The sequence below is a fragment of the Candidatus Woesearchaeota archaeon genome (genome assembly GCA_027858315.1).
Taxonomy (GTDB): Archaea; Nanobdellota; Nanobdellia; order Woesearchaeales; family UBA583; genus UBA583.
Genome location: JAQICV010000098.1, coordinates 1 through 19,037, shown reverse-complemented (window position 1 = coordinate 19,037; position 19,037 = coordinate 1). Strand labels below are relative to the sequence as shown.

The following is a 19,037-nucleotide window of genomic DNA, read 5'->3' as shown; positions in this document are numbered from 1 at the left end:
TTAATTTTATAGTAATTTTTTACTTTTTGAAAACGACACATATTTATAAAATATTTTAGTTAGATTTTTATATGTTTTTTAATAATAAAGGTATGCAGTCCCATATTGCTATAGTTTTTATTGTAAGTTTGATTATGGCTATATTGATTGTTAGTGTACTTAGTCCTTTTTTTAAGGTTGATCATAAAAATTGTCTTGACTACGATTTTGAGATTGAAAAAAAATGTCTTGATGGAGATAATATTAAATTTATAGTAAAAAATAAAGTGGAAAAAATGATATATTTTAATGTTTCAGGTGAAAAAGTTTTTGAGCTTAATCCTATGGAGACTAAGGATTTCAAGTATACTTCTAGTGAGGGTACTGTTGATATAGTCCTTTTTTTTTATGGTTCTATTGATAAGAAAGTTTATGAGTGTTCTAGTTTGAAAGAGACTATTAATCCTGGGAGGATTTTAAAATGTTAAAAAAAAATAAAGCTCAAATTAGTATTTTTATTATTATTGGAGTTATTTTAATTATTGTTTTAAGTTTTTTATTTTTTAGTGGAAAGTATGAACTTTTTATTCCTCATGATACTAAGATTAAGAATCAAGTTTCAGAGATTGTTGAAGATTGTGTTTATGATGCAACTTCTAGGGGAGTTTTTTTGTTAGGGTTTCAAGGAGGATATATTGAGATTCCATTAGATGTTGCAGCAAATCCTTCAAAGCATGCGGATTTTGGTTCAATTATTCCTAATTGGGATTCTGAGCGTGGAGATATTCCTACAATTTTGTCTATGCAAAGAGAGCTTGAGAATTTTGTTAAAGAAGAAGCTTATTCTTGCGTGTATAATAATTTGAATAATATGACTAATTTTGATATAAGTATTGATGAAAAGGATACCTTTGAAGTTGAGAGTAGAATTAACGATCATAATGTTGTTGTTGAGTCTTATTTTAATGTTAAATTTAATGAGAAAAATTCAGAAGAGATTTTAACTGTTTCAGATTATTATGTGAAACTTGATAATACTAGACTTGGTAGTTTGTATAAACTTGCAGTTGAGGTTTATAATCATGAGGGTTCAACTTATGTTTTCGAGGATTTAATTATTGATCAAATTCGTTCGGCAGATAATTATGGGGATCCTGAGTCTATGCCAACTGAAGGTATGAGTTTTTCTTGTTCCAATAAAATTTGGACTAAAGAGCAACTTAAGAAAAATTTAGCTAATTTGAATAATAATAATTTTAGATATTTGTATTTTGATGGAACTTATTCTAAAGAGAGTTTGTATCAGTCTTCTTTTAATGAAGATTATGGAACTTTAGGTCTTAGAGATTATTTCGATAAAAATTATGTTGTTGATATGGGAAATATTAATTCAGATTTTGCTAATTATAATGTTGAGGTTTTTATGCCTTCAACAGAGATTACAAATAGTGAAGGTTATTTTCAGAGTTATCCTTATAGGGAATTTGAAGTTAGTCCAAGTTCAGGACAGATTGTAAGGTCTATGGAAATGGAAGTAGATTTAGGAGCTAAAATACCAATTCCATGTATTCAAGTTTATCATCATTTATATGATTTAGATTATGATTTAATTGTGAAGCTTACAGATTATTCAGAAGATGGAAATTATGATATTTTTCAATTTCCACTTAGAATTATTGTTGAGAATAATGAACCTAAAAAAGTTAGTTTTACTAGTATAGTTCAAGAACCTAGAACTTTTAATTTAGATGCTTATTGTAATGATGAATCTTATGAATATCCACTTAAAGTTATTGCTCTTGATAATTATGGGAATTATTTGGATAGAGTTAATGTTTCGTATAAATGTATTAATTTGAAATGTGATATGGGGGAGACTAAGATTCCTTCAAATGTTTTAGGTTATCCTAAACCTGAGCTTGTTACTGACTACCCATTTTGTATTGGTGGGAAAGTTATTGGAGAGAAAGAAGGATATTTTACAGCAGAACAAAGAGTTAATACTGATTCTTCTCTTTTGAAAAGGGAGGTTTTTTTTGGTGAGAATTTTGTAGAGTTAGAAATGATTCCAATTATTTCTTATGATGTTGATGTTGAAACATTTTTAGTTAAATATGCAGACGGTCAAGGTGATAGGATTATGGATGAGAGTGAAGGTTCAGTAATTATCACTGTTGAGAATAAGGAACTTAAATTTGATAGTACTGCAATGTGGCCTAATGGAGGAGATTTTTTGAATAAGATTGAATTCTTAGACGATCCTGAGGTTGTATATAATGTATCTATTGTTTTTATGGATGCAGAATCTCAATTGAGAGGTCTTTTAGAGTTAGAAGATTTTTCACCTGAACTTTCTAGTAATAGAATCCAGTTTGTAATTCCTGGAAGTAGAACTCCTATTGAGGAAAATGGTTATTTAGAATTTTATGAGTATGTTCAATCAGTTAGCACAGATTTTGATTATGAAACTAGGTTTTACTAGTCTTGAATAATTTTTTGGCATCGTATGAATGTTTCATTCATAGACGTTGTAAACCTTAGGGGTTTACAAAGTTTTAAATAAAAAACTAAACAAATTTTTTCTATGACTGAAGTTATGAAAAAAAATTTATTTAATTATGGCAGCATTATTTTTGGTGTTGGTTTGCTTATCATTTTGATTAGTAGTTTTTTTGTTGGTTATGATCAAAAAGAAAATATGCAAATTATTGTAGGAACTTTGATTATTTTAGGTTCAATAGTTGGAGTGCTAAATATTGCTAAAAATCAAACTAGAGATTTTTTAGTTTCTTCTTTAGTAATTATTTTTGTTTTATCGCCTATTATTACTATACAAACTGGGAATGGTGTTTTTAATATTTCTATAATGCAATATATTGTACAAATATTCTATAATGATAAATCTTTATATGATTTTTTTTTGACTTTTATATTATATTTTATGGCATTTATTATACCTCCTGTTGTAATTGTTTCATTAAAGAATTTATTTTTTATTGCAAAAAATTAATATTTACTTATCTATTACTCATAAGGTTTATAAAATTATTTTATCTTTAAATTTTATGTTAATTAAAAGATTGCTTATTTTATTATTATTTTTAGTATCTTTTAATATATTTTTTGCAGATATTAATGATGGGCTTGTTGCTTACTATCCATTAGATAATATTTCTAAATTTAATTCTACAGTTAATGGAGTACAAACTTTACTTGAAGGTTCTTATGGAGTTGAGAAGACTTTGTTAATTTAACTAGAGGAGAACAATCTTTTCTTTATACTCAAACAAATTTAACTCCTTAGTCAGAATTGGACTTTTTTCTATGTGGATTAAGTCTGATGATTTAGATAATAATTGTTGTCAGTGTTTGTGGAGACAAGATGGAGGAGATTCATCTAATCAACATAGTCCGCTTACTAGTAGTGATTATGTAACTTTGTATGGTGTTGATGGAGGTAGTTTGAATACTATTTAATATGGATGATTATGGAGATTATTGTAGTTATAATTTAAGCTTAGTTGATAATGGTATTACTATTTATAATTATTATGTTCAGTATGAAGTTGATTTAGCAAATTATAATTTAGATAATAGAACTTTCACATATTATCCTAGAATTATTTCTGGAAATAGTGTTTTTCCAAGTATTAGTATTTTTGGTTTGGTTAGTTCTTTATTTGTTATACTTTTGTTTATGTAAGATTTATCTTTTACCTTTTCTGTTACTGTATGTGCTTCCTTTTTTTTTTGGTCTAGCTTTGTGGTGAGTTGCTTTATCTTTATTTCCACCATCTGTTTTTACTAGGTTGCTATGAAATTCATGCATGTCAATTTTTAGAGGATATTTATTTTGTTTTTCAATTTCTTTGAATTTTTTTCTTTCATGTAAAGAACATAATGAGAATGCTGCACCTTGTTTTCCCATCCTTCCAATTCTTCCAATTCTGTGTACATAAGTTTCAAAGTCTTTAGGAATTTCAAAATTGATTACATGAGTCATGTCTTGAAGGTCTAGTCCTCTGGATGCTAAGTCTGTTGCAACTACAATTTTAGTTTCTTTGAATTTGATGTGTCTAATTACTTTTTCTCTGTGTACATTTGATTTTCCTGAGTGGAGCGCTTCTGCTTTGATGTTGTTTTTAGTAAGCGACCTGATTAGGTCATCTACTACTGACCTAGAATTTGCGAATAGAATTACATATTTTACTTCTTTTCTGTTAAGTAAGTTTAATAGAGATTTTATTTTGTTTTCTTTTAACATGAATTGGACATTTTGCTGAATTAATTTTATGTCAATTTCTTCAGCTTCAATTTCTGCTTTAACAGGATTGTTTAAAAGTTCGTTTGCTATTAGTTTGATTTCTTTATTCATAGTTGCTGAGAAGAATAGATTTTGTCTTTTTCTTGAGATTTTTTTCATGATATTTTTCAGGTCAGCTTGAAGTCCCATCTCTATTAGATTGTCAGCTTCATCAAGAACGAAAAATTCGATATCATCTAAGAATACATTTTTTTCTTTTAGTAGGTTTAATAACCTACCTGGTGTTGCAACTAAAATGTCTTGTTTCTCTTGCAGTGCTTCAATTTGAGGTTCATGTGCAACTCCTCCATAAGTTACTATGGATTTGATTTTTGTGTATTTTGAATAGAAATTTAGGTTCTCTTTGATTTGCGCACATAGTTCTCTAGTTGGCGCTAAAATTAATGCTCTAGGGTATTTACTCCTAGATTCCTTTTTCTGTTCTAGAAATGAGTTTAAAATAGGTAGGGCGAACGCTGCAGTCTTACCTGTTCCTGTATGCGCAATGCCTAGTAAGTCTTTTCCTTCTAGAATTGAAGGAATTGTTTTTTCTTGAATTGTTGTAGGCTTAATATATTCTAAATCGTCTAGTGCTTTAATTAGTTCTTCTCTTAAGTTAAAATCAGTGAATTTCATGTTTATCTATATAAGAATAAGATTAATTGATTTATAAAAGGAATTGTTGTAGTGAAATTTTAGGTTTGGATTATGTAATTTTAGAAAAATAAATGTCCCGTCGCAGAAACTAGAAATCAAAGATTTCTGGTCAATTTTAACTTCGTTAAAATAGTTTGAACTTTTACAAATCTTTAAGAATAAATGTCCCGTCGCAGATTTGAACTGCGGACCACTCGATTATCAGTCGAGCATTCTAACCGGGCTGAACTAACGGGACAAAAGGAAAGGTCATTTCTCCGAAGAGAACATACCTTAAGCGCCTTATGCAGGGCTCGAACCTGCGACTTCACGATTAACAGTCGTGCGCTCTACCTACTGAGCTAATAAGGCATAAAAATAGAACTTAACTTTGCTTTATAAAGTTTTTTGTGCATCGATTAAAAATTACCTTTATGGCTTTTATATTGTGATTTTAAATGTTGTTTAATAATTTTAATTTTAATTATTATTAAATTTAAGATTATATACATTTTAGCTAATTTTATAAAGTAGTTTGTGTAATAGTTTTTTATGATAAAAATTGTCGATAGAATTGTTTTGATAGGAACTTCGCATGTGGCAGAGAATTCTATTAAAGAGATAGAAGATACAATTACTAAATATGCTCCTGAAGTTGTAGCTTTGGAGCTTGATACCCCTAGGTTTAGAGCTTTGATGAGTGAAGGAGATGATAAGAAAAAGGCTAAGAAGAGCTATAGCGCTATTTCTGAGTTAGGTGCTTTTGGTTATGTTTTTGCAAGAGTTGCTGGTTATGTTCAAAAAAAAGTTGGAACAAAGCTTGGAGTTGATCCTGGTGTTGATATGAAGGGAGCTTATATTTTTGCAAGAGATAATAAAATTCCTGTTGCTTTAATAGATATTAATATTAAAGTTACTCTGAAAAAAATGTCTAAACTTTCTTTTTTCAAAAAATTATCTTTATTTGGAAGTATTATGAGACCTGCAAAAAAAGAAGAGAAGGATTTACTTGATTTTGATTTGAAAAGTGTTCCTGATGAAGATGTAGTTATTAAAATGATTGAAGTTTTAGAGAAGAGAACTCCGGATCTATACAAAATTTTAATTGATGATAGAAATAAATATATGGCTAAAAAATTAATGACACTAAAAGATAAACATGAAGGAATAATTATTGCTGTTATGGGAGCGGGTCATGTTGAAGGAATTTCGAAGATTTTAAATGAGAATCTTTTCAAAAATTCTAGTTCTCAAATTAGTTATTCTTATGTTGTTGATTCCGATAATATTTAATAATATATAGTGTATTTTTTTAACACATATTGACAATATTTATATACTTCTTTGATGTAATTTAACTTTGTGGTTTTAATAAAGTCTAATCTTGATGTATTTGATGATGTCATAGAGGTTTTTATTAAAGGGTTATTTTATTAACCAAGCTAACATTTGGAATTTTGTTGGCTTGATTTTTTCTAGTTAACAGAGTTCTATTTGCCAAAGATGTGAAAAATTTAAAAAATGGAAAATAGAAAAAGTTATATGGGTGCAGGAGTGCCGAAAAGTTATAGACATATTGGAAAAGATGATACTAAAGTAGATGATAAATATTCTGATTTACCAGATGATTGGGGTTGTGATGTTAATCCTAATATTTGCATTGCTAAACAAAATTTTCCTGTAGGTTATATTAGTTTAAGAAAGGATGTTTTAAGTTTGGTTAATTCATTGGGTAAATTTGATTATAGGGATCTGGAAATGAACTGTAAAGAAATTAAACTTCATCATTCAACTTTAGTTGGTAGTGATCCTGCTTTATTGAATGTTCAAATGAGAAATTTAAAAAAAACAATTGATAGTTACATACCTATTAGAGGTATTGAAAATAGAAAAACTTTGACAAAAGGAAGAATGCTTTTAGAATCACATTTGAAAGATTTCCCTACTCTTGAATAAAAATAATAATTCTTATAAATCTTTAGTTTTTATTTAGTTATATGGTCGAGTATGTTAGTATTGATGATGTTGAAAAAAAGGTTTCTGTAAAAGATAATATTAAATCTTCTATGAATATAAGTTATATCTTACCTTTGATTTCTATTAATGTTTTATTGTTTGTTTTAGGTGAGATTTATCCTTTTATTTTTGAGAATTTAGTTTTGGTTCCAGCGCTTATTTTTTCAAAGCCATGGACACTTTTAACTACTGTTTTCATGCATGCAAGTATTTCTCATCTTTTGTATAATATGATTGCTCTTTTCTTTTTTGGAGCTTTTCTTGAAAGGAGGATTGGTCCTAAAAAATTTATTTCAATGTATTTGATTATTGGTGTTTTAGTATCTTTTATTGCAATTTTTTTTTATGCTCCAAATTCAATACTTTTAGGAGCATCTGGAGCGATAATGGGTGTTATTGGAGCATTGATTGTTCTTAATCCGCAAGCTAAAGTATTACTTTATTTTATAATTCCTATGAAATTATGGGTTTTAGGTATTTTATGGTTTGCTCTTGATTTTTTTGGATTATTTTATGATACTGGAGTTGCAAATTTTGCACATATGATTGGAATGTTTTTTGGTTTGGCTTATGGTCTTTATTTGCATAAAAAAAGGAACAAATATTTTAAAAAATTTAAGATGAAAAAAGAAGTTAAAGCTGATGATACTAAAGATTATATTAAACAAGTTAAATGATTTTTAGATATTCTTAGAAATATTTATAAAGCTTAAAGACAATAATTTTTCATGTATAATAAAAATATAGGAAGAACTGAGATGTTTTTAAGGGTAGTGATTGCTTTAATATTATTTATTGTTGGTTACTATTATGCAACACCGTATTATGCTTTTGTTGCATATTTGTTTGGTATAATTTTTTTGATTACTGGATTTATTGGGTTTTGTCCGTTTTTTAGTTTTCTTGGATATTCTTCTAAAGGTAAAGGTATTGATAAAATTACTAAAAGGGATATTGAAAGGGCAGTTAGAGAGAATGCAGTAAATTTTGAAGCTAAAGCTGCTACAAAGAAGAAAGCTCCTGCTAAAAAAACAGTTGCTGAGAAAAAACCTACTAAGGTAGTTGCAAAAAAAGCTCCAGCTAAAAAGGCTGCAGTGAAGAAGGCTCCAGCAAAGAAGGCGCCAGTTAAGAAAGCCGCAGTGAAAAAGGCTCCAGCTAAGAAAGCTTCTCCTAAGAAAACAACTTCTAAGAAGAAGTAAGATTAAATTATTTTTTTATTTTATACATAATTTCCAAAAAAACCAAATAGTAGATTTGATATTATTTTCCAAATATTTATAGAAATAATAAAAAATATGAAGGATGAGAAAATAAATAATAAAAGATTTAATAGATATAATCCAGTTTTATTAATTGTTTTTTTTGATAAGATATAAAATATATTTTTTGTGAAAAATAAAGATATAATTGTAGAGTATATTACAAATAAACTATTAAAAATTATAATCATGAATCGGTTTGTTTCAGGTGAAACTATGCTTATCTGTGATTTTAATAAGTAAAAATTATCTAAATATAATAAACCAAAATGTATTAATGATAAGTAAATAGGAATTATAACAAAATTAAAAATTAGAGAACTAATAAAAAAATCTTTTGGTAAAATATATTTTTTCTTCCAAAATGATTTAAATAAAAATATGAATGTAATTATTATTGATAATAAGTAAAATATTCTTAATATTGGGATATTGCTTTTTAAAAAAATTAAAATTACTAAAATTAAAGTAATTATTAAGGTTGGAACTAAAAAAAGTTTAAATGATAAAAATTCAGATGTTTTTTTTTCAGAATTAATCTCGGAAATTATAATATTAATGTCATTTTCAATATAACCTTGTTCAAGACAGCTTTTTTTTAATTGATCAATTGTATGTCCTTTTGATAAACTTTCTTTAAAATATTTAAATAGAGTTTGGTCAACTTTCATATTTATTTATTCATAGATTAATATATAAATTTTATTATTAATTATATTTAAATATTTTTGGCTCACATGAAATTAAAAATTTCATGCGTAATAATATTCGCCGATTTTTTTTTGTTCTTGATCTTTAACTGAGCCAGATTTATTTACTCTTGGTCTTTTATTTGCGTCATCTCTTCTAAATGTTAGGTTTAAATCTTTCAGGAATAGATTCATTCCATCTCTCATTGATAGAGGAGTTAGTGCATTACCTTGAATACTTGGGTCTCCTTGGAATACAATTAGTTTGTCTGAAAGGTAATCCATGAATACTAAATCATGATCAATAATGAATGCACTTTTTGTTTTTAAAGATATGAAATTTTTAATCATTTTAGCAATTTTTAGTCTATCTTCTATGTCTAAAAATGCTGTAGGTTCATCTAATAAGTAAAGGTTTGCATCTTCAATAAGACATCTTGCAATTGCATACCTTTGAAGTTCTCCTCCAGATAATGAAGATATTTTTTTTTCAATTAGTGGTTCAATACTTAAAGGTTCTAGAACATATACTTGGTAGAATGTATCTGTGTAGTTTGGAAATTGACATAGTTCTTCTGAAACTAGATTGTTATTTAATGGGATTAGTTGAGGTTTGTATGATATAACTATTTCATCACCAAGACCATTATCAACAAGATTTTTAACAAATGTTGATTTTCCTAGAGCATTTCTTCCAATGATTCCCATAACTTCTCCTTTTTTTATATCTCCACTTTCAACATTTAATTTAAAAGTTCCTACTTCAACTTTATTTTTTTCCCAAGCTGCAAGTAAGTCAATTCTTTTAGATTCAGTTACAGATTCTTTTTCAAATGTTATTGGTTTGTCTCTGAATCTTACATTTTCTTCTTTTGAGAATCCTTCAAGATATGAATTTATACCTGCTTTTGCAGATTTGATTCCTGTAAGTGTTCCATATGCGCTAGGTTGTCCATACATGATATGGATGTAATCTACTAGATAATCTAAAACTACTAAGTCGTGTTCTACTAGAAGTGCAGTTTTTCCTTCAACAGATTCCTTGATTAATCTTGAAGAGTTTAATCTTTCGTATATGTCTAAATAATTTGTAATTTCATCAAATACGAAAAAATTTGCTCCTTCTTTTAGAAGTGCAGCTTCAATTGCTACTCTTTGAAGTTCTCCGCCAGATAGAACGGATATGTCTCTGTCAAGAATTTTTATAATATTTAATCTTGTAGCAATTTCTTCAATTAATTTTTCATTTTTTGTTATTTTTTTAAAGAGAGTTCTAACTTCTCCTTTGAACATTTGAGGAATACTAATTATTTGTTGTGGTTTGTATGCTACTTTTATTTCTTTTTTTTCTAATTTTTCAAAATAATTTTGTAAGACAGTTCCTTTAAATATAGTTTTTAATTTTTTAAAATAATCTTCATCATTTTCGATGAGATTTTCTATATCTCCAAAGTTTGCTTTTATTGTATTTGCAAGAGTATTGATTACTGTTGATTTTCCTATACCATTTCTTCCTATGATTCCTGTAATTGAATCTTCTTGAATAATAGGTAGGTCAAAGATTCTAAATCCATTTTTACCATATTGATTAATTGGTGGTTTGTCTAGAGCAGATGGAAGATTAATGATTGTTAGGGCATGAAATGGACAAATTTTTGGACAAATTCCACATCCCGTACAAAGTATTTCGTCAATTGCTGCTTTTCCTGTTGGACCTTCATAAATACAATTAGAGTCAGTCATATTCACAGGACATTTTTTTTCACAGAGCCAACCACAAAGGTCTGGTTTACATTTTTCCTTTTCTACAATTGCAAGTCTTACCATTTTAATCTAATTTAAAAGAAAGTTGTGATTTTTATAAAGTTTTTTGAATTTTTACACAGTCACTCACTTTGGTTCGTTCGGTGCTCATTTAAAATTCTTCGAATTGTTATCTGAGTTTAAAAAGAATTTGAAAAATATTTATTCGATTTGAACTTTTTTAGTTCTAGTTCCTGAGCTTGAGGAAAGGTTAGTCTTTTTACATACAGTACATGCGTATCTTAAATCAGTTTTTTTGGAGTGTTTCTTATTGAATCTCTTCCAACCACCTTGTGCACCTTTAGATAATTTATTATCATTACCCATTCCACCAACTAAACCTCTTAGAAGCATTCTAGTTTTGGAGAATCTAGTTAGAGGATGTGTTTTGTTTTTTCCTCTATTTTTTTCGTTTTTTACCTTTTGTGTAGTATGGATTTTACACTTTGGACAATATCTTTTAATTTCTTTTGGTATTTTCATAGTAAAAAAAATGATATTTGGTTTATAAATGTTACCACAAGAATATAGTTTTTCAGATAATTTATCTATTGATAAACTTTGTTTGAAAATTTAAGTGGGACAAAAGGAATTAATTGCTTAATTCCTGGCGCCCCTTTTTTCGTAAACGAAAAATGGGGATTCCGGGAGTTGAACCCGGGACCTCAGGCTTTCTTAGTACAGATGTTTTGTATAAAGCGCCGTCAATTTGGATAGCACAACTAACTCGTTGTACCTATAAGACCTGCGCTCTAACCAGGCTGAGCTAAAACCCCATGATTTTAGAGATAATAACATCTGACTGTTTTTTTGTTGTAAAATTTTAAAATGCAATGGCCGGGATTTGAACCCGGATAACCAGCTTGGCAAGCTGGCGTCATAGCCATTAGACCACCACTGCATCTATTTATAGATTAATTGATTCTCTTTATAAAAGTTTTGTTTAGATTGAAATAGTAAATTTTTAAGTGTTGATTTTTGTATTTAGAATTAGGTCATTTCCCTAAAAAAGGGAATATACCTTGATGAGCCATACCGGAATTGAACCGGTGATCTTCGCCTTGTAAGGGCAACGTCATAGCCGCTAGACCAATGGCTCGTTAATTAGTATGTAAAATGAATTCTATTTGGTTTATAAAGTTTTTTATTTGATTTAAATATTTAGTAATTAATTTTTATATGTAAGATAAAGTATACAGCATAAATAATATCCATTTCATTACTATTTATAAGAGGAAAAGCTATAAATATTTGAGTATTACTTTAATTATGATTGGGGATTTCATTAATAATATTTACAAACCTAAAATGGTTAATTTGACTTATTTAAATGAAAAAAAGGAAAAATTAGATAGTTTGATATCTGAAAAGGGGGTGAAACCTCATTATTTACATCATGAAAAATTAACTGAAGAATATAGAGATTTAAACAAAGGTATACGAAATTATAATTCTAATTTGTATTTATCTCTTTTAGGAGTTAATTCGTTAGTTTCAGTAAGTTCAGGAATTTTTTCTGCAAAATTTTATTTAAATCAAGCTATGCAAAATTTTTTTATTAATCAAAGTGAGTATTTACCTAAACAGAGTAGTTCGATTGTGTCTGAATCGGAAGGATTATACTCAGTTCTAGCAGGTTCTTTGGTTTCGGGAGCTACTTTTTTAGCCGGATTGGGAGCTTGTTATTTGATTGGAAGTTTTTTTGCCAGTAAAAATAAGAAGAAAGTAATATCTTCATTAGATGATAAAATTTTAGATATTGTTAATGTTTCAATTTCAAAAGAAATAAAAAATTAATTTTTATGGTAATTTTTTAAATGTGTTTTTCCTTGGTTCAAATATTATTCCATCTTGTTTTAGTTTATCGAGCATTTTTTGAACTTCAGGTTTTGTAATATTTACTTTTGTTGCTTCTTCTAGGATATCTTCAAGCATGATTTCAGGTTTTTCTGTTTCTAATTTTTCAATTATTTGAATTATTATCTTGTGAATATTTCTTGTTGATGCAGTTACTCCTGAAGTAATTTTGTCAATATCTAGTTGTCCTGTTCTTGGGTCGATTCCAATTTTTTCTAAACAATACATTAGTAAATCGATTGCAAGTTGAGCATGTTCTCCTCTAACTTTTTTGTCTAGTTTGATTTTTGCGTAAGCTTCAGCTAGTCTTACGATTGCTTCTAGTTGCCTTGCTGTAATTGGTACAGATTTTACACCATTATCATCTTCTCCTGTAGCGTTTCTTATTGCAACATAATAATTTCTGATTTTATCAATTGCTTCTTGTGTTAAGACTGGTTTGATTTTTTTTGTGAATGCTACATATTTTTTCAGGAAGTCAGTAGAGATATCTGGAATAGTTTTTGATGTGTCTCTATGACTATTAAGAATATGGTCTGCAATTAAGTCATCTCTTTTTTTATCAGGAATATCTCTTATGATAAATATTAAATCAAATCTTGAAACTAAAGCAGGTGGGAAGTCAATTTGTTTCATGATGTCTCCATATGGGTCGAATCTTCCATACTTTGGATTTGCTGCTCCAAGTACTGTAGTCTCACATCTTAGAGTTGCTCTAATGTTTGCTTTTGCGATACTAATTGTTTGTTGTTCTAGTGCTTCGTGCATTGCTGAAGTATCTTCATCACTCATTTTATCTAATTCATCAATAGCGCATAATCCACCATTTGCAAGTACCATTGCACCTGCTTCTAGAGCCCAACCTTTTGTTAGTTCATCTTTCATAACGGTTGCAGTAAGTCCTGCTGCTGATGCTGATTTTCCTGAAACAAACATTGATTTAGGTGCAATTTTTGAAGCTGCTTTTAGTAGTTGAGATTTTGCAGCACCTGGATCTCCTAGTAGAAGCATATGAATATTTCCTCTAGTTTTAACTCCATCTCCTTTTGTTCCTCCACATCCTCCAAAGACTTGAAGCAGTACTGCTTCTTTGATTCTATTATTACCATAAATGGATGGAGCAGTATTTTTTACTAAAATTTCCATAACATCATCTTTTGCAGCAAGTTCTTTGATTTCTTTTTCTTCTTCTTTTGAAATTTTAATCTCACTGTAATCGTCTTCTGTTAAATCAATATGGTTTCCTTCTACTATTAAATCGTAATTGATACTTTCAGCTCCAGTTCTTGTTGCAATAGGAATTTCTTTTACAAGTCCTATTACATATACTCTTGAACCAGGGTTTGTCTTGGAATCTTTAAATGGACTTACAAGGTCGTCTTGAAGTAGTACATTGATTCTTTTTGGTTGGTCTGATGAATTGTCTAATTGTTCTGGAATCTCTTCTAGAATTAAGTTTTGTGAATCTAAAAGTACTTTATTTACTAATTCAACACTAGATTTACATTTTGGGCAAGTTTTTAGAGTTCTTGCTTTATCTTCTAATTGAGGAATTTTTAGTTTACTTTCAGAAAAATTACAGGAAGGATTTGTACATAGGTATTCTAAATATTGTAGTCTTGGTCTTACATCAGTTTTTCTTCTAACGAGACCTTCGAGCATTACTAGTTTTCCTAAGTGCTCACTTCTGATATCTCTAATCATTAGTTGTTCAGTTATTGGAAGTGATGTGAATCTTACTTTTAGAAATTTTGTTGTATCCTCATCTTCATAGAATTGTTTTAGAGTTTCTTCTATGATTGAGATAGCTTCTTGTGGATTTGCAAGAATTTTATCCCCTAATTCGAAATCAAATTCTGAAATTTCTGAAAAACTAAGCTTAATTACATTTAAATCTTCATTGATTGCTTGTTTTATCTCCTTTTTTTTATATTCTTCAAAGAATTTGTGAAATTTTTTTACAAGAGATTTGCTATCTATGATGCTCATATAAATGTATGAATGTTGTTCAATTATAAATATTTTCTTTTTTTTGTGTTTTTTTAAAATGCTAGAAAATATAAGTTATGTTTATATACTTATTAAATTGGAAATAGGTATGAGAAATAAATTATTTTCATTTAATATTCTTATTTCATTATTTTTTATTCTAATATTTGCTACAAGTGTTAGTGCTGAATGTGGTTGTGGAAGTGGTATAGAATGTAATGGTGGTGTTGGTTGTGTTTTTGATGTTTGTCTTGGAGCATGTATGTCTGGCTCTGGAGAGCGATGTGGGGGATCTCCAATTGCTTATTGTAAATCTGGTTTGCAATGTGTTAATAAGGTATGCAAACCTCAAGGAGTTTTAGGAACTAGTTGCGTAACAAATGTTGATTGCGATTCGGGATTGTATTGCGATTTGTTTACTTGTAAGAGCAAAAAATCTGTTGGCGGAAGTTGCACAGCTGATTGGGCATGTGAATCTGGTTTGTTTTGTGTTGATTTTTCCTGTCAAGAAAGAGGAGATTCAACAGAGAAATGTGTTGGGATTGGGCAAGGAAGTTGTGAGTCAGGATTAGTTTGTGATGTTTATGGTGAGTGTCGTCATGATGCTCCATTAATCGGCGAGTTGTGTGATAAATCAAATCCTGTGGTTCCAACATGTTCTGAAGATTTATTTTGTAATGTTTTGCGTTGCGATTCAACTAGGAAAACTGGAGAGGAATGTTTTGATTCAGTAGATTGTGAAGAAGATCTTGAATGTAGAATATGTTTATCTGAAAATTGTAATTTTAATTCCCAGTGTTTTCCTAAGCCAAGTGATGAAATTATTGATAAGGATGAATGTCTTTCTATTTATAGTTCAATAGTTCATGAATCTTCAAAGGATGAAAAAGAAACTAGAACTTTTGGGACAGGAAGCGTAGCTGTAGTTGGGGTTGGAGCAACAACTGAGCTTGGAACAATATATGGAGATGATGGTAGGTATGGATGTTATTTATCTTATTGTAGTGGTGGAGAATTGAGTGCTGGAATTTCAAGTTATTCAACAGTTGGGTTGTATGATTCTTATGACGCTTTTATTTCAGGGTCGAAATCTTTAAGTGGATCAACAGGTATTGGTGAATTTGTTTCTATTTCAACTGCACAAGTTTTTGATAATGCAGGAGATACAGTTGGGACTCAAGATAGTTTTGGTTTTGGGGTAGGGTTATCTCCTCCAGTTAGTGCTGGTTATTATTCTTGTAATAGTATTATTCGAACAGTAATTGAACCATCTGGAATTATTGATAAGATAGATGAGACTCCTGAAGATAATTCTACTGTTAATTTAGGAGTGCCTTTGATGGGAGAGCCTTTGGTTGGAGATCCAGTTTTGGGAGAACCAGTTTTGGAACCTGTATCAGAGAATTTGATAGATATGTTTTTTGATTGGTTAAAAAATCTTTATAATTAATTTTTTATTTTTTATCCAACATTCTTCTCCCAAAACTATTTAAAAGAATAATCTTTGTTTTTAAGTAGATGAGTAGAGTCGAGTTTAAAGATAATTTTGCATTTGTTTATTTGAATAAAGAGATTTATTCTAAGGCGGCAATTTTAAGCTCACTTGATGTTTATAAAGATTTTAGTGATTATATATTGTTTGAGAATACAAAAGATAATATTTTAAAGATTTCAGCTAAAGGGGTTGATTTTACTTTAAAGGAAGTAGTAAATGAGTTTTCAAATTATTTGATTGGGGAAGAGTATTCAGAAATTTCAAAAAATGGATTATAATAGTTTAATTAATGGAAATATTGATGAAGGGGTTAAGGATTATTTAGAAAATCCTTTTAAGAATGTTCCTTCTTTTGAGAAAGCTGTTGAAATTTGTGAGAAATATGGGATGGATTTACATCCTAGATATTTATTTTATTGGAATGAGCTTTCTGCATCTGAACTTGTATCTTTTTTGGAGCATTTGAAAACTGATGTTAGAAATGGTTTTGGAAAACTTAAATTTACTTGTGATAAAAATAAAAGAATTTTTGAGATTTTAGGAATTGAGCACACACTTGAAGTTTCATCTATTGAGACTATAAAATCTGAGAAGGAAGCTAATTTGATTATTTTAGATGAGTTTAATAGTAAAATCTTGATGATTAATTTAGGAGTTCAAACTTTTAAAGACTGGATTTCTCAACTTGATAAGATTATTGTTTGTGCTAAGGAAAATTTGGCTAAATCTAGTATTGAGATTTTAAATATGTGTTCTTATGTTGGAATTCGTGATAAAGGTGGGACTTATATTGGAGCTAGAATGGGTAGGCCTGAGAAGGCTAAAATGAGAAAACAATTTAATGATGAGACAAAATCTCATGGACTTTTTCCAGTTGGAGATCAGGGTGGTAGGAGTAAGAATATTGTTGATGTTTTGAAAAATGTTGGTTTTATTGAAGAGGAGTTTAGAAGATATCATTGTGAGAAATGTGATAAACATATTATTTATTCAAGATGTGAGGTTTGTGGCTCAGAAGGTAAACAGTTATTTTTTGAGAAATATACTTATATGCCTCAGAGTTCAGAGAATGAGAAGACGATTTATTATGAGAAATTAAAACTTGACATTACAACTATTGATAAAAATTTGAGATTGATTTTAGGAAAAAATGTTGAGTATCCTAAAGCTGTAAAAGGTATTTCTTCAACTATTAATAAGCATCATACTGTAGAACATGTTTCGAAGGGTTTTTTGAGGGCTTTAAATAATGTTTTTGTGAATAAGGACGGAACTGTTAGGTATGATATGATTGAGATGGGTCTTACTCATTTTAGACCTTTTGAAATAGGAACTAGTATTGAAAAATTAAAAGAATTAGGTTACACTCATGATTATAATGGTGATGAGTTAAAAAAAGATGATCAACTAATTGAGATTTTTCCTCAAGATGTAGTTTTACCTGATTGCGCTGAGAGTGGAGATGAATTTGCTTCAGATTATGTTGTAAATACTGGAAAATATGTTGATGATTTGCTTGAAAAATTATATGGTTTGGATAGGTTTTATAATTTTAAAACTAAAGAAGATACTATTGGTCATTTAATTATTGGACTTGCACCTCATACTTCTGCAGGAATTGTTGGAAGAATTATTGGTTATTCAAAGACCCAAGGTTGTTTTTCTCATCCTGTTTGGCATGCTGCTCAGAGAAGAAATCTTGATGGAGATGAAAATGGTATTATGCTTTTACTTGATGGTTTGATTAATTTTTCAAGAGAGTATTTACCAGATAGAAGAGGTTCGAGGACTATGGATGTTAGTTTGGTTTTAACTTCTCATTTGTATTTGGATCAGATTGATGATGAGGTTCATGGAATGGACATTGTTCCTTATTATCCACTTGAATTTTATAGAATGAACAAGGAACATGCTTCTCCAAAGGCGATTAAGATTGAAAAAGTTGAACATAGGATAAGTATTGAAGATTATGATAAGGCTTATTTAGGATATAAGTTTACTCATGATACTTATGATATGAATAATACTATAATGTGTTCATCTTATAAGAGTGTTCCTTCAATGAATGAGAAACTTGATTTACAATTAAATTTGGGTCGTAAAATTAGAGCAGTTGATGAGAATAAGGTTGGTTCATTTGTTATTGATAAACATTTTATGAAAGATATTAAAGGAAATTTGAGAAAATTTTCTATGCAAACTTTTAGGTGTACTAAGTGTAATGAAAAGTATAGACGACCACCTTTAATTGGAAAGTGTACTAAGTGTGGAGAGCCTTCAATTAATTTTACAATTTCTGAAGGGTCTATAAAAAAATATATTGATCCTTCTTTTAGGATTATTAAGGAGTATAGAGTTGATCCTTATATTATTGAAACTTTAGAACTTGCAAATCTAAGAGTTGAGGGAGTTTTTGGTAAAGAACTTGAACAACAAAAATCATTGAATGATTTTTTTGGTAAATAAATAATGGGCATAGATGAAAGAAAATTATTAGTTTTAGTGAAAGATTTTGAAAATATAGATGTTAGTTTGAAAAATATGTTTAGAGTATTTAATTTTAGAAAGAAAGTTTCTTTGAAAAATTTTAAATTAAATAGTTATGTCTCTTTATTTGAATTTGATGATGTTGAACATATGGTTATATTTTTTAGAAAATTATCCGATAGTTCTTCAAAGATTAAAAATGTTAGGTGTTATTTTCCTGAAGATTTTGATAAAATTTTAAATGAGTTAAAAGAATTAAAATATGTTATTTTGAATTAGAATTTTAACTATTTTTCTAAAAAATAATTAGATATGATTTTGTTTTCAGAGATTCTTAAATTTTCTGAAAGTGTTGCTTTTGAGACTTTAAGATGTTTTGCAAGTTCTGTTAAAGAAATTTTTCGAGGGTATGAAAAATAACCTAGCATATGAGCTGTTTCTAAAATTTCTTTTTGTTTTAATGTTAAATCTTCATTTTTATTTATTTTATCTGAAATTTTAATTATTTTTATTTTTTGAAATGC

General features: G+C 28.7%; 20 protein-coding genes and 5 tRNA genes. 15 read left to right on the top strand and 10 right to left on the bottom strand.

The genetic code is table 11. The annotated features are described in order from the left end of the window. Window positions 1-71 precede the first annotated feature (71 nt). From PF569_09575 to PF569_09550, 6 genes are all read left to right on the top strand, one after another. Window positions 72-467: a hypothetical protein gene (locus PF569_09575; GenBank protein MDA3856481.1), complete on the top strand. Its 396-nt coding sequence runs from the start codon at window positions 72-74 to the stop codon at window positions 465-467. Beyond that, window positions 461-2,461 carry a hypothetical protein gene (locus tag PF569_09570; protein ID MDA3856480.1) on the top strand — a complete coding sequence of 667 codons (2,001 nt, stop codon included), beginning with the start codon at window positions 461-463 and terminating at the stop codon, window positions 2,459-2,461. Before PF569_09575 ends, PF569_09570 begins: the two co-directional genes overlap by 7 nt. A gap of 102 nt (window positions 2,462-2,563) precedes the next feature. Further along, on the top strand, window positions 2,564-2,989 hold the full coding sequence (locus PF569_09565) for a hypothetical protein (GenBank protein ID MDA3856479.1): 426 nt from the start codon (window positions 2,564-2,566) through the stop codon (window positions 2,987-2,989). Between the two features lie 55 nt (window positions 2,990-3,044). Then, window positions 3,045-3,233 (top strand): hypothetical protein, encoded by a 189-nt coding sequence (locus PF569_09560; protein MDA3856478.1) that lies wholly within the window; start codon window positions 3,045-3,047, stop codon window positions 3,231-3,233. Window positions 3,234-3,303: 70 nt separating this feature from the next. Then, the gene (locus PF569_09555) at window positions 3,304-3,456 is read left to right on the top strand and encodes a hypothetical protein (protein MDA3856477.1); all 153 of its coding nucleotides are present in this window, start codon (window positions 3,304-3,306) and stop codon (window positions 3,454-3,456) included. A gap of 1 nt (window position 3,457) precedes the next feature. Further along, window positions 3,458-3,682 (top strand): hypothetical protein, encoded by a 225-nt coding sequence (locus PF569_09550; GenBank protein MDA3856476.1) that lies wholly within the window; start codon window positions 3,458-3,460, stop codon window positions 3,680-3,682. Window positions 3,683-3,685: 3 nt separating this feature from the next. Here PF569_09550 and PF569_09545 read toward each other — a convergent pair whose 3' ends face one another. From PF569_09545 to PF569_09535, 3 genes are all read right to left on the bottom strand, one after another. Then, on the bottom strand, window positions 3,686-4,918 hold the full coding sequence (locus PF569_09545; protein ID MDA3856475.1) for a DEAD/DEAH box helicase: 1,233 nt from the start codon (window positions 4,916-4,918) through the stop codon (window positions 3,686-3,688). A 184-nt stretch (window positions 4,919-5,102) separates the two neighbouring features. Further along, window positions 5,103-5,177 (bottom strand) — tRNA-Ile (locus tag PF569_09540). A 40-nt stretch (window positions 5,178-5,217) separates the two neighbouring features. Continuing rightward, a tRNA-Asn gene (locus tag PF569_09535) sits at window positions 5,218-5,290 on the bottom strand. Window positions 5,291-5,470: 180 nt separating this feature from the next. Between PF569_09535 and PF569_09530 the strand changes: the two genes are divergently transcribed. The 4 genes from PF569_09530 (at window position 5,471) to PF569_09515 (ending at window position 8,133) form a co-directional block, all read left to right on the top strand. After that, window positions 5,471-6,211 (top strand): TraB/GumN family protein, encoded by a 741-nt coding sequence (locus PF569_09530; protein ID MDA3856474.1) that lies wholly within the window; start codon window positions 5,471-5,473, stop codon window positions 6,209-6,211. A gap of 228 nt (window positions 6,212-6,439) precedes the next feature. Next, window positions 6,440-6,874 carry a hypothetical protein gene (locus PF569_09525; GenBank protein MDA3856473.1) on the top strand — a complete coding sequence of 145 codons (435 nt, stop codon included), beginning with the start codon at window positions 6,440-6,442 and terminating at the stop codon, window positions 6,872-6,874. Window positions 6,875-6,915: 41 nt separating this feature from the next. After that, entirely contained in the window at window positions 6,916-7,611 is a 696-nt protein-coding gene (locus PF569_09520) for a rhomboid family intramembrane serine protease (GenBank protein MDA3856472.1), read from the top strand. Window positions 7,612-7,662: 51 nt separating this feature from the next. Further along, window positions 7,663-8,133, top strand: a complete 471-nt coding sequence (locus tag PF569_09515) for a DUF2892 domain-containing protein (GenBank protein MDA3856471.1) — start codon at window positions 7,663-7,665, stop codon at window positions 8,131-8,133. A gap of 812 nt (window positions 8,134-8,945) precedes the next feature. Here PF569_09515 and PF569_09510 read toward each other — a convergent pair. The 5 genes from PF569_09510 to PF569_09490 form a co-directional block, all read right to left on the bottom strand. Then, on the bottom strand, window positions 8,946-10,709 hold the full coding sequence (locus PF569_09510) for a ribosome biogenesis/translation initiation ATPase RLI (protein ID MDA3856470.1): 1,764 nt from the start codon (window positions 10,707-10,709) through the stop codon (window positions 8,946-8,948). A gap of 138 nt (window positions 10,710-10,847) precedes the next feature. Continuing rightward, window positions 10,848-11,168: a 50S ribosomal protein L44e gene (gene rpl44e / locus PF569_09505; GenBank protein ID MDA3856469.1), complete on the bottom strand. Its 321-nt coding sequence runs from the start codon at window positions 11,166-11,168 to the stop codon at window positions 10,848-10,850. Between the two features lie 153 nt (window positions 11,169-11,321). Beyond that, window positions 11,322-11,461, bottom strand: a tRNA-Ile gene (locus PF569_09500). A gap of 53 nt (window positions 11,462-11,514) precedes the next feature. Then, window positions 11,515-11,586, bottom strand: a tRNA-Gly gene (locus PF569_09495). A gap of 125 nt (window positions 11,587-11,711) precedes the next feature. Beyond that, window positions 11,712-11,784 (bottom strand) — tRNA-Val (locus PF569_09490). A gap of 170 nt (window positions 11,785-11,954) precedes the next feature. Between PF569_09490 and PF569_09485 the strand changes: the two genes are divergently transcribed. Then, the gene (locus PF569_09485; GenBank protein MDA3856468.1) at window positions 11,955-12,482 is read left to right on the top strand and encodes a hypothetical protein; all 528 of its coding nucleotides are present in this window, start codon (window positions 11,955-11,957) and stop codon (window positions 12,480-12,482) included. Window positions 12,483-12,485: 3 nt separating this feature from the next. Here the strand turns inward: PF569_09485 and PF569_09480 are convergent, their stop codons facing one another. Further along, on the bottom strand, window positions 12,486-14,531 hold the full coding sequence (locus PF569_09480; protein MDA3856467.1) for a minichromosome maintenance protein MCM: 2,046 nt from the start codon (window positions 14,529-14,531) through the stop codon (window positions 12,486-12,488). Between the two features lie 109 nt (window positions 14,532-14,640). Here PF569_09480 and PF569_09475 point away from each other — a divergent pair, with 109 nt between their 5' ends. From PF569_09475 to PF569_09460, 4 genes are all read left to right on the top strand, one after another. Then, complete coding sequence (locus PF569_09475) at window positions 14,641-15,981, top strand: hypothetical protein (GenBank protein MDA3856466.1); 1,341 nt, start codon at window positions 14,641-14,643, stop codon at window positions 15,979-15,981. A 68-nt stretch (window positions 15,982-16,049) separates the two neighbouring features. Beyond that, window positions 16,050-16,304 (top strand): HxsD-like protein, encoded by a 255-nt coding sequence (locus tag PF569_09470; protein MDA3856465.1) that lies wholly within the window; start codon window positions 16,050-16,052, stop codon window positions 16,302-16,304. Continuing rightward, window positions 16,294-18,492 (top strand): hypothetical protein, encoded by a 2,199-nt coding sequence (locus tag PF569_09465; protein MDA3856464.1) that lies wholly within the window; start codon window positions 16,294-16,296, stop codon window positions 18,490-18,492. The genes PF569_09470 and PF569_09465 overlap by 11 nt, the downstream gene beginning before the upstream one ends. A 3-nt stretch (window positions 18,493-18,495) precedes the next feature. Further along, complete coding sequence (locus PF569_09460; protein MDA3856463.1) at window positions 18,496-18,792, top strand: hypothetical protein; 297 nt, start codon at window positions 18,496-18,498, stop codon at window positions 18,790-18,792. An 8-nt stretch (window positions 18,793-18,800) separates the two neighbouring features. On the opposite strand, the gene PF569_09455 is transcribed toward PF569_09460, so the two are convergent. After that, window positions 18,801-19,037, bottom strand: a 237-nt coding sequence (locus PF569_09455; protein MDA3856462.1) for a helix-turn-helix domain-containing protein, incomplete at its 5' end; no start/stop codon positions are given.

Coding starts and splice junctions, on each gene's coding strand:
- PF569_09555 (MDA3856477.1), top strand. CDS start 3,304: ATGTGGATTAAGTCTGATGATTTAGATAATAATTGTTGTCAGTGTTTG.
- PF569_09565 (MDA3856479.1), top strand. CDS start 2,564: ATGACTGAAGTTATGAAAAAAAATTTATTTAATTATGGCAGCATTATT.
- PF569_09530 (MDA3856474.1), top strand. CDS start 5,471: ATGATAAAAATTGTCGATAGAATTGTTTTGATAGGAACTTCGCATGTG.
- PF569_09515 (MDA3856471.1), top strand. CDS start 7,663: ATGTATAATAAAAATATAGGAAGAACTGAGATGTTTTTAAGGGTAGTG.
- PF569_09470 (MDA3856465.1), top strand. CDS start 16,050: ATGAGTAGAGTCGAGTTTAAAGATAATTTTGCATTTGTTTATTTGAAT.
- PF569_09480 (MDA3856467.1), bottom strand. CDS start 14,531: ATGAGCATCATAGATAGCAAATCTCTTGTAAAAAAATTTCACAAATTC.
- PF569_09570 (MDA3856480.1), top strand. CDS start 461: ATGTTAAAAAAAAATAAAGCTCAAATTAGTATTTTTATTATTATTGGA.
- PF569_09560 (MDA3856478.1), top strand. CDS start 3,045: ATGTTAATTAAAAGATTGCTTATTTTATTATTATTTTTAGTATCTTTT.
- PF569_09575 (MDA3856481.1), top strand. CDS start 72: ATGTTTTTTAATAATAAAGGTATGCAGTCCCATATTGCTATAGTTTTT.
- PF569_09460 (MDA3856463.1), top strand. CDS start 18,496: ATGGGCATAGATGAAAGAAAATTATTAGTTTTAGTGAAAGATTTTGAA.
- PF569_09550 (MDA3856476.1), top strand. CDS start 3,458: ATGGATGATTATGGAGATTATTGTAGTTATAATTTAAGCTTAGTTGAT.
- rpl44e (MDA3856469.1), bottom strand. CDS start 11,168: ATGAAAATACCAAAAGAAATTAAAAGATATTGTCCAAAGTGTAAAATC.
- PF569_09520 (MDA3856472.1), top strand. CDS start 6,916: ATGGTCGAGTATGTTAGTATTGATGATGTTGAAAAAAAGGTTTCTGTA.
- PF569_09525 (MDA3856473.1), top strand. CDS start 6,440: ATGGAAAATAGAAAAAGTTATATGGGTGCAGGAGTGCCGAAAAGTTAT.
- PF569_09510 (MDA3856470.1), bottom strand. CDS start 10,709: ATGGTAAGACTTGCAATTGTAGAAAAGGAAAAATGTAAACCAGACCTT.
- PF569_09485 (MDA3856468.1), top strand. CDS start 11,955: ATGATTGGGGATTTCATTAATAATATTTACAAACCTAAAATGGTTAAT.
- PF569_09545 (MDA3856475.1), bottom strand. CDS start 4,918: ATGAAATTCACTGATTTTAACTTAAGAGAAGAACTAATTAAAGCACTA.
- PF569_09465 (MDA3856464.1), top strand. CDS start 16,294: ATGGATTATAATAGTTTAATTAATGGAAATATTGATGAAGGGGTTAAG.
- PF569_09475 (MDA3856466.1), top strand. CDS start 14,641: ATGAGAAATAAATTATTTTCATTTAATATTCTTATTTCATTATTTTTT.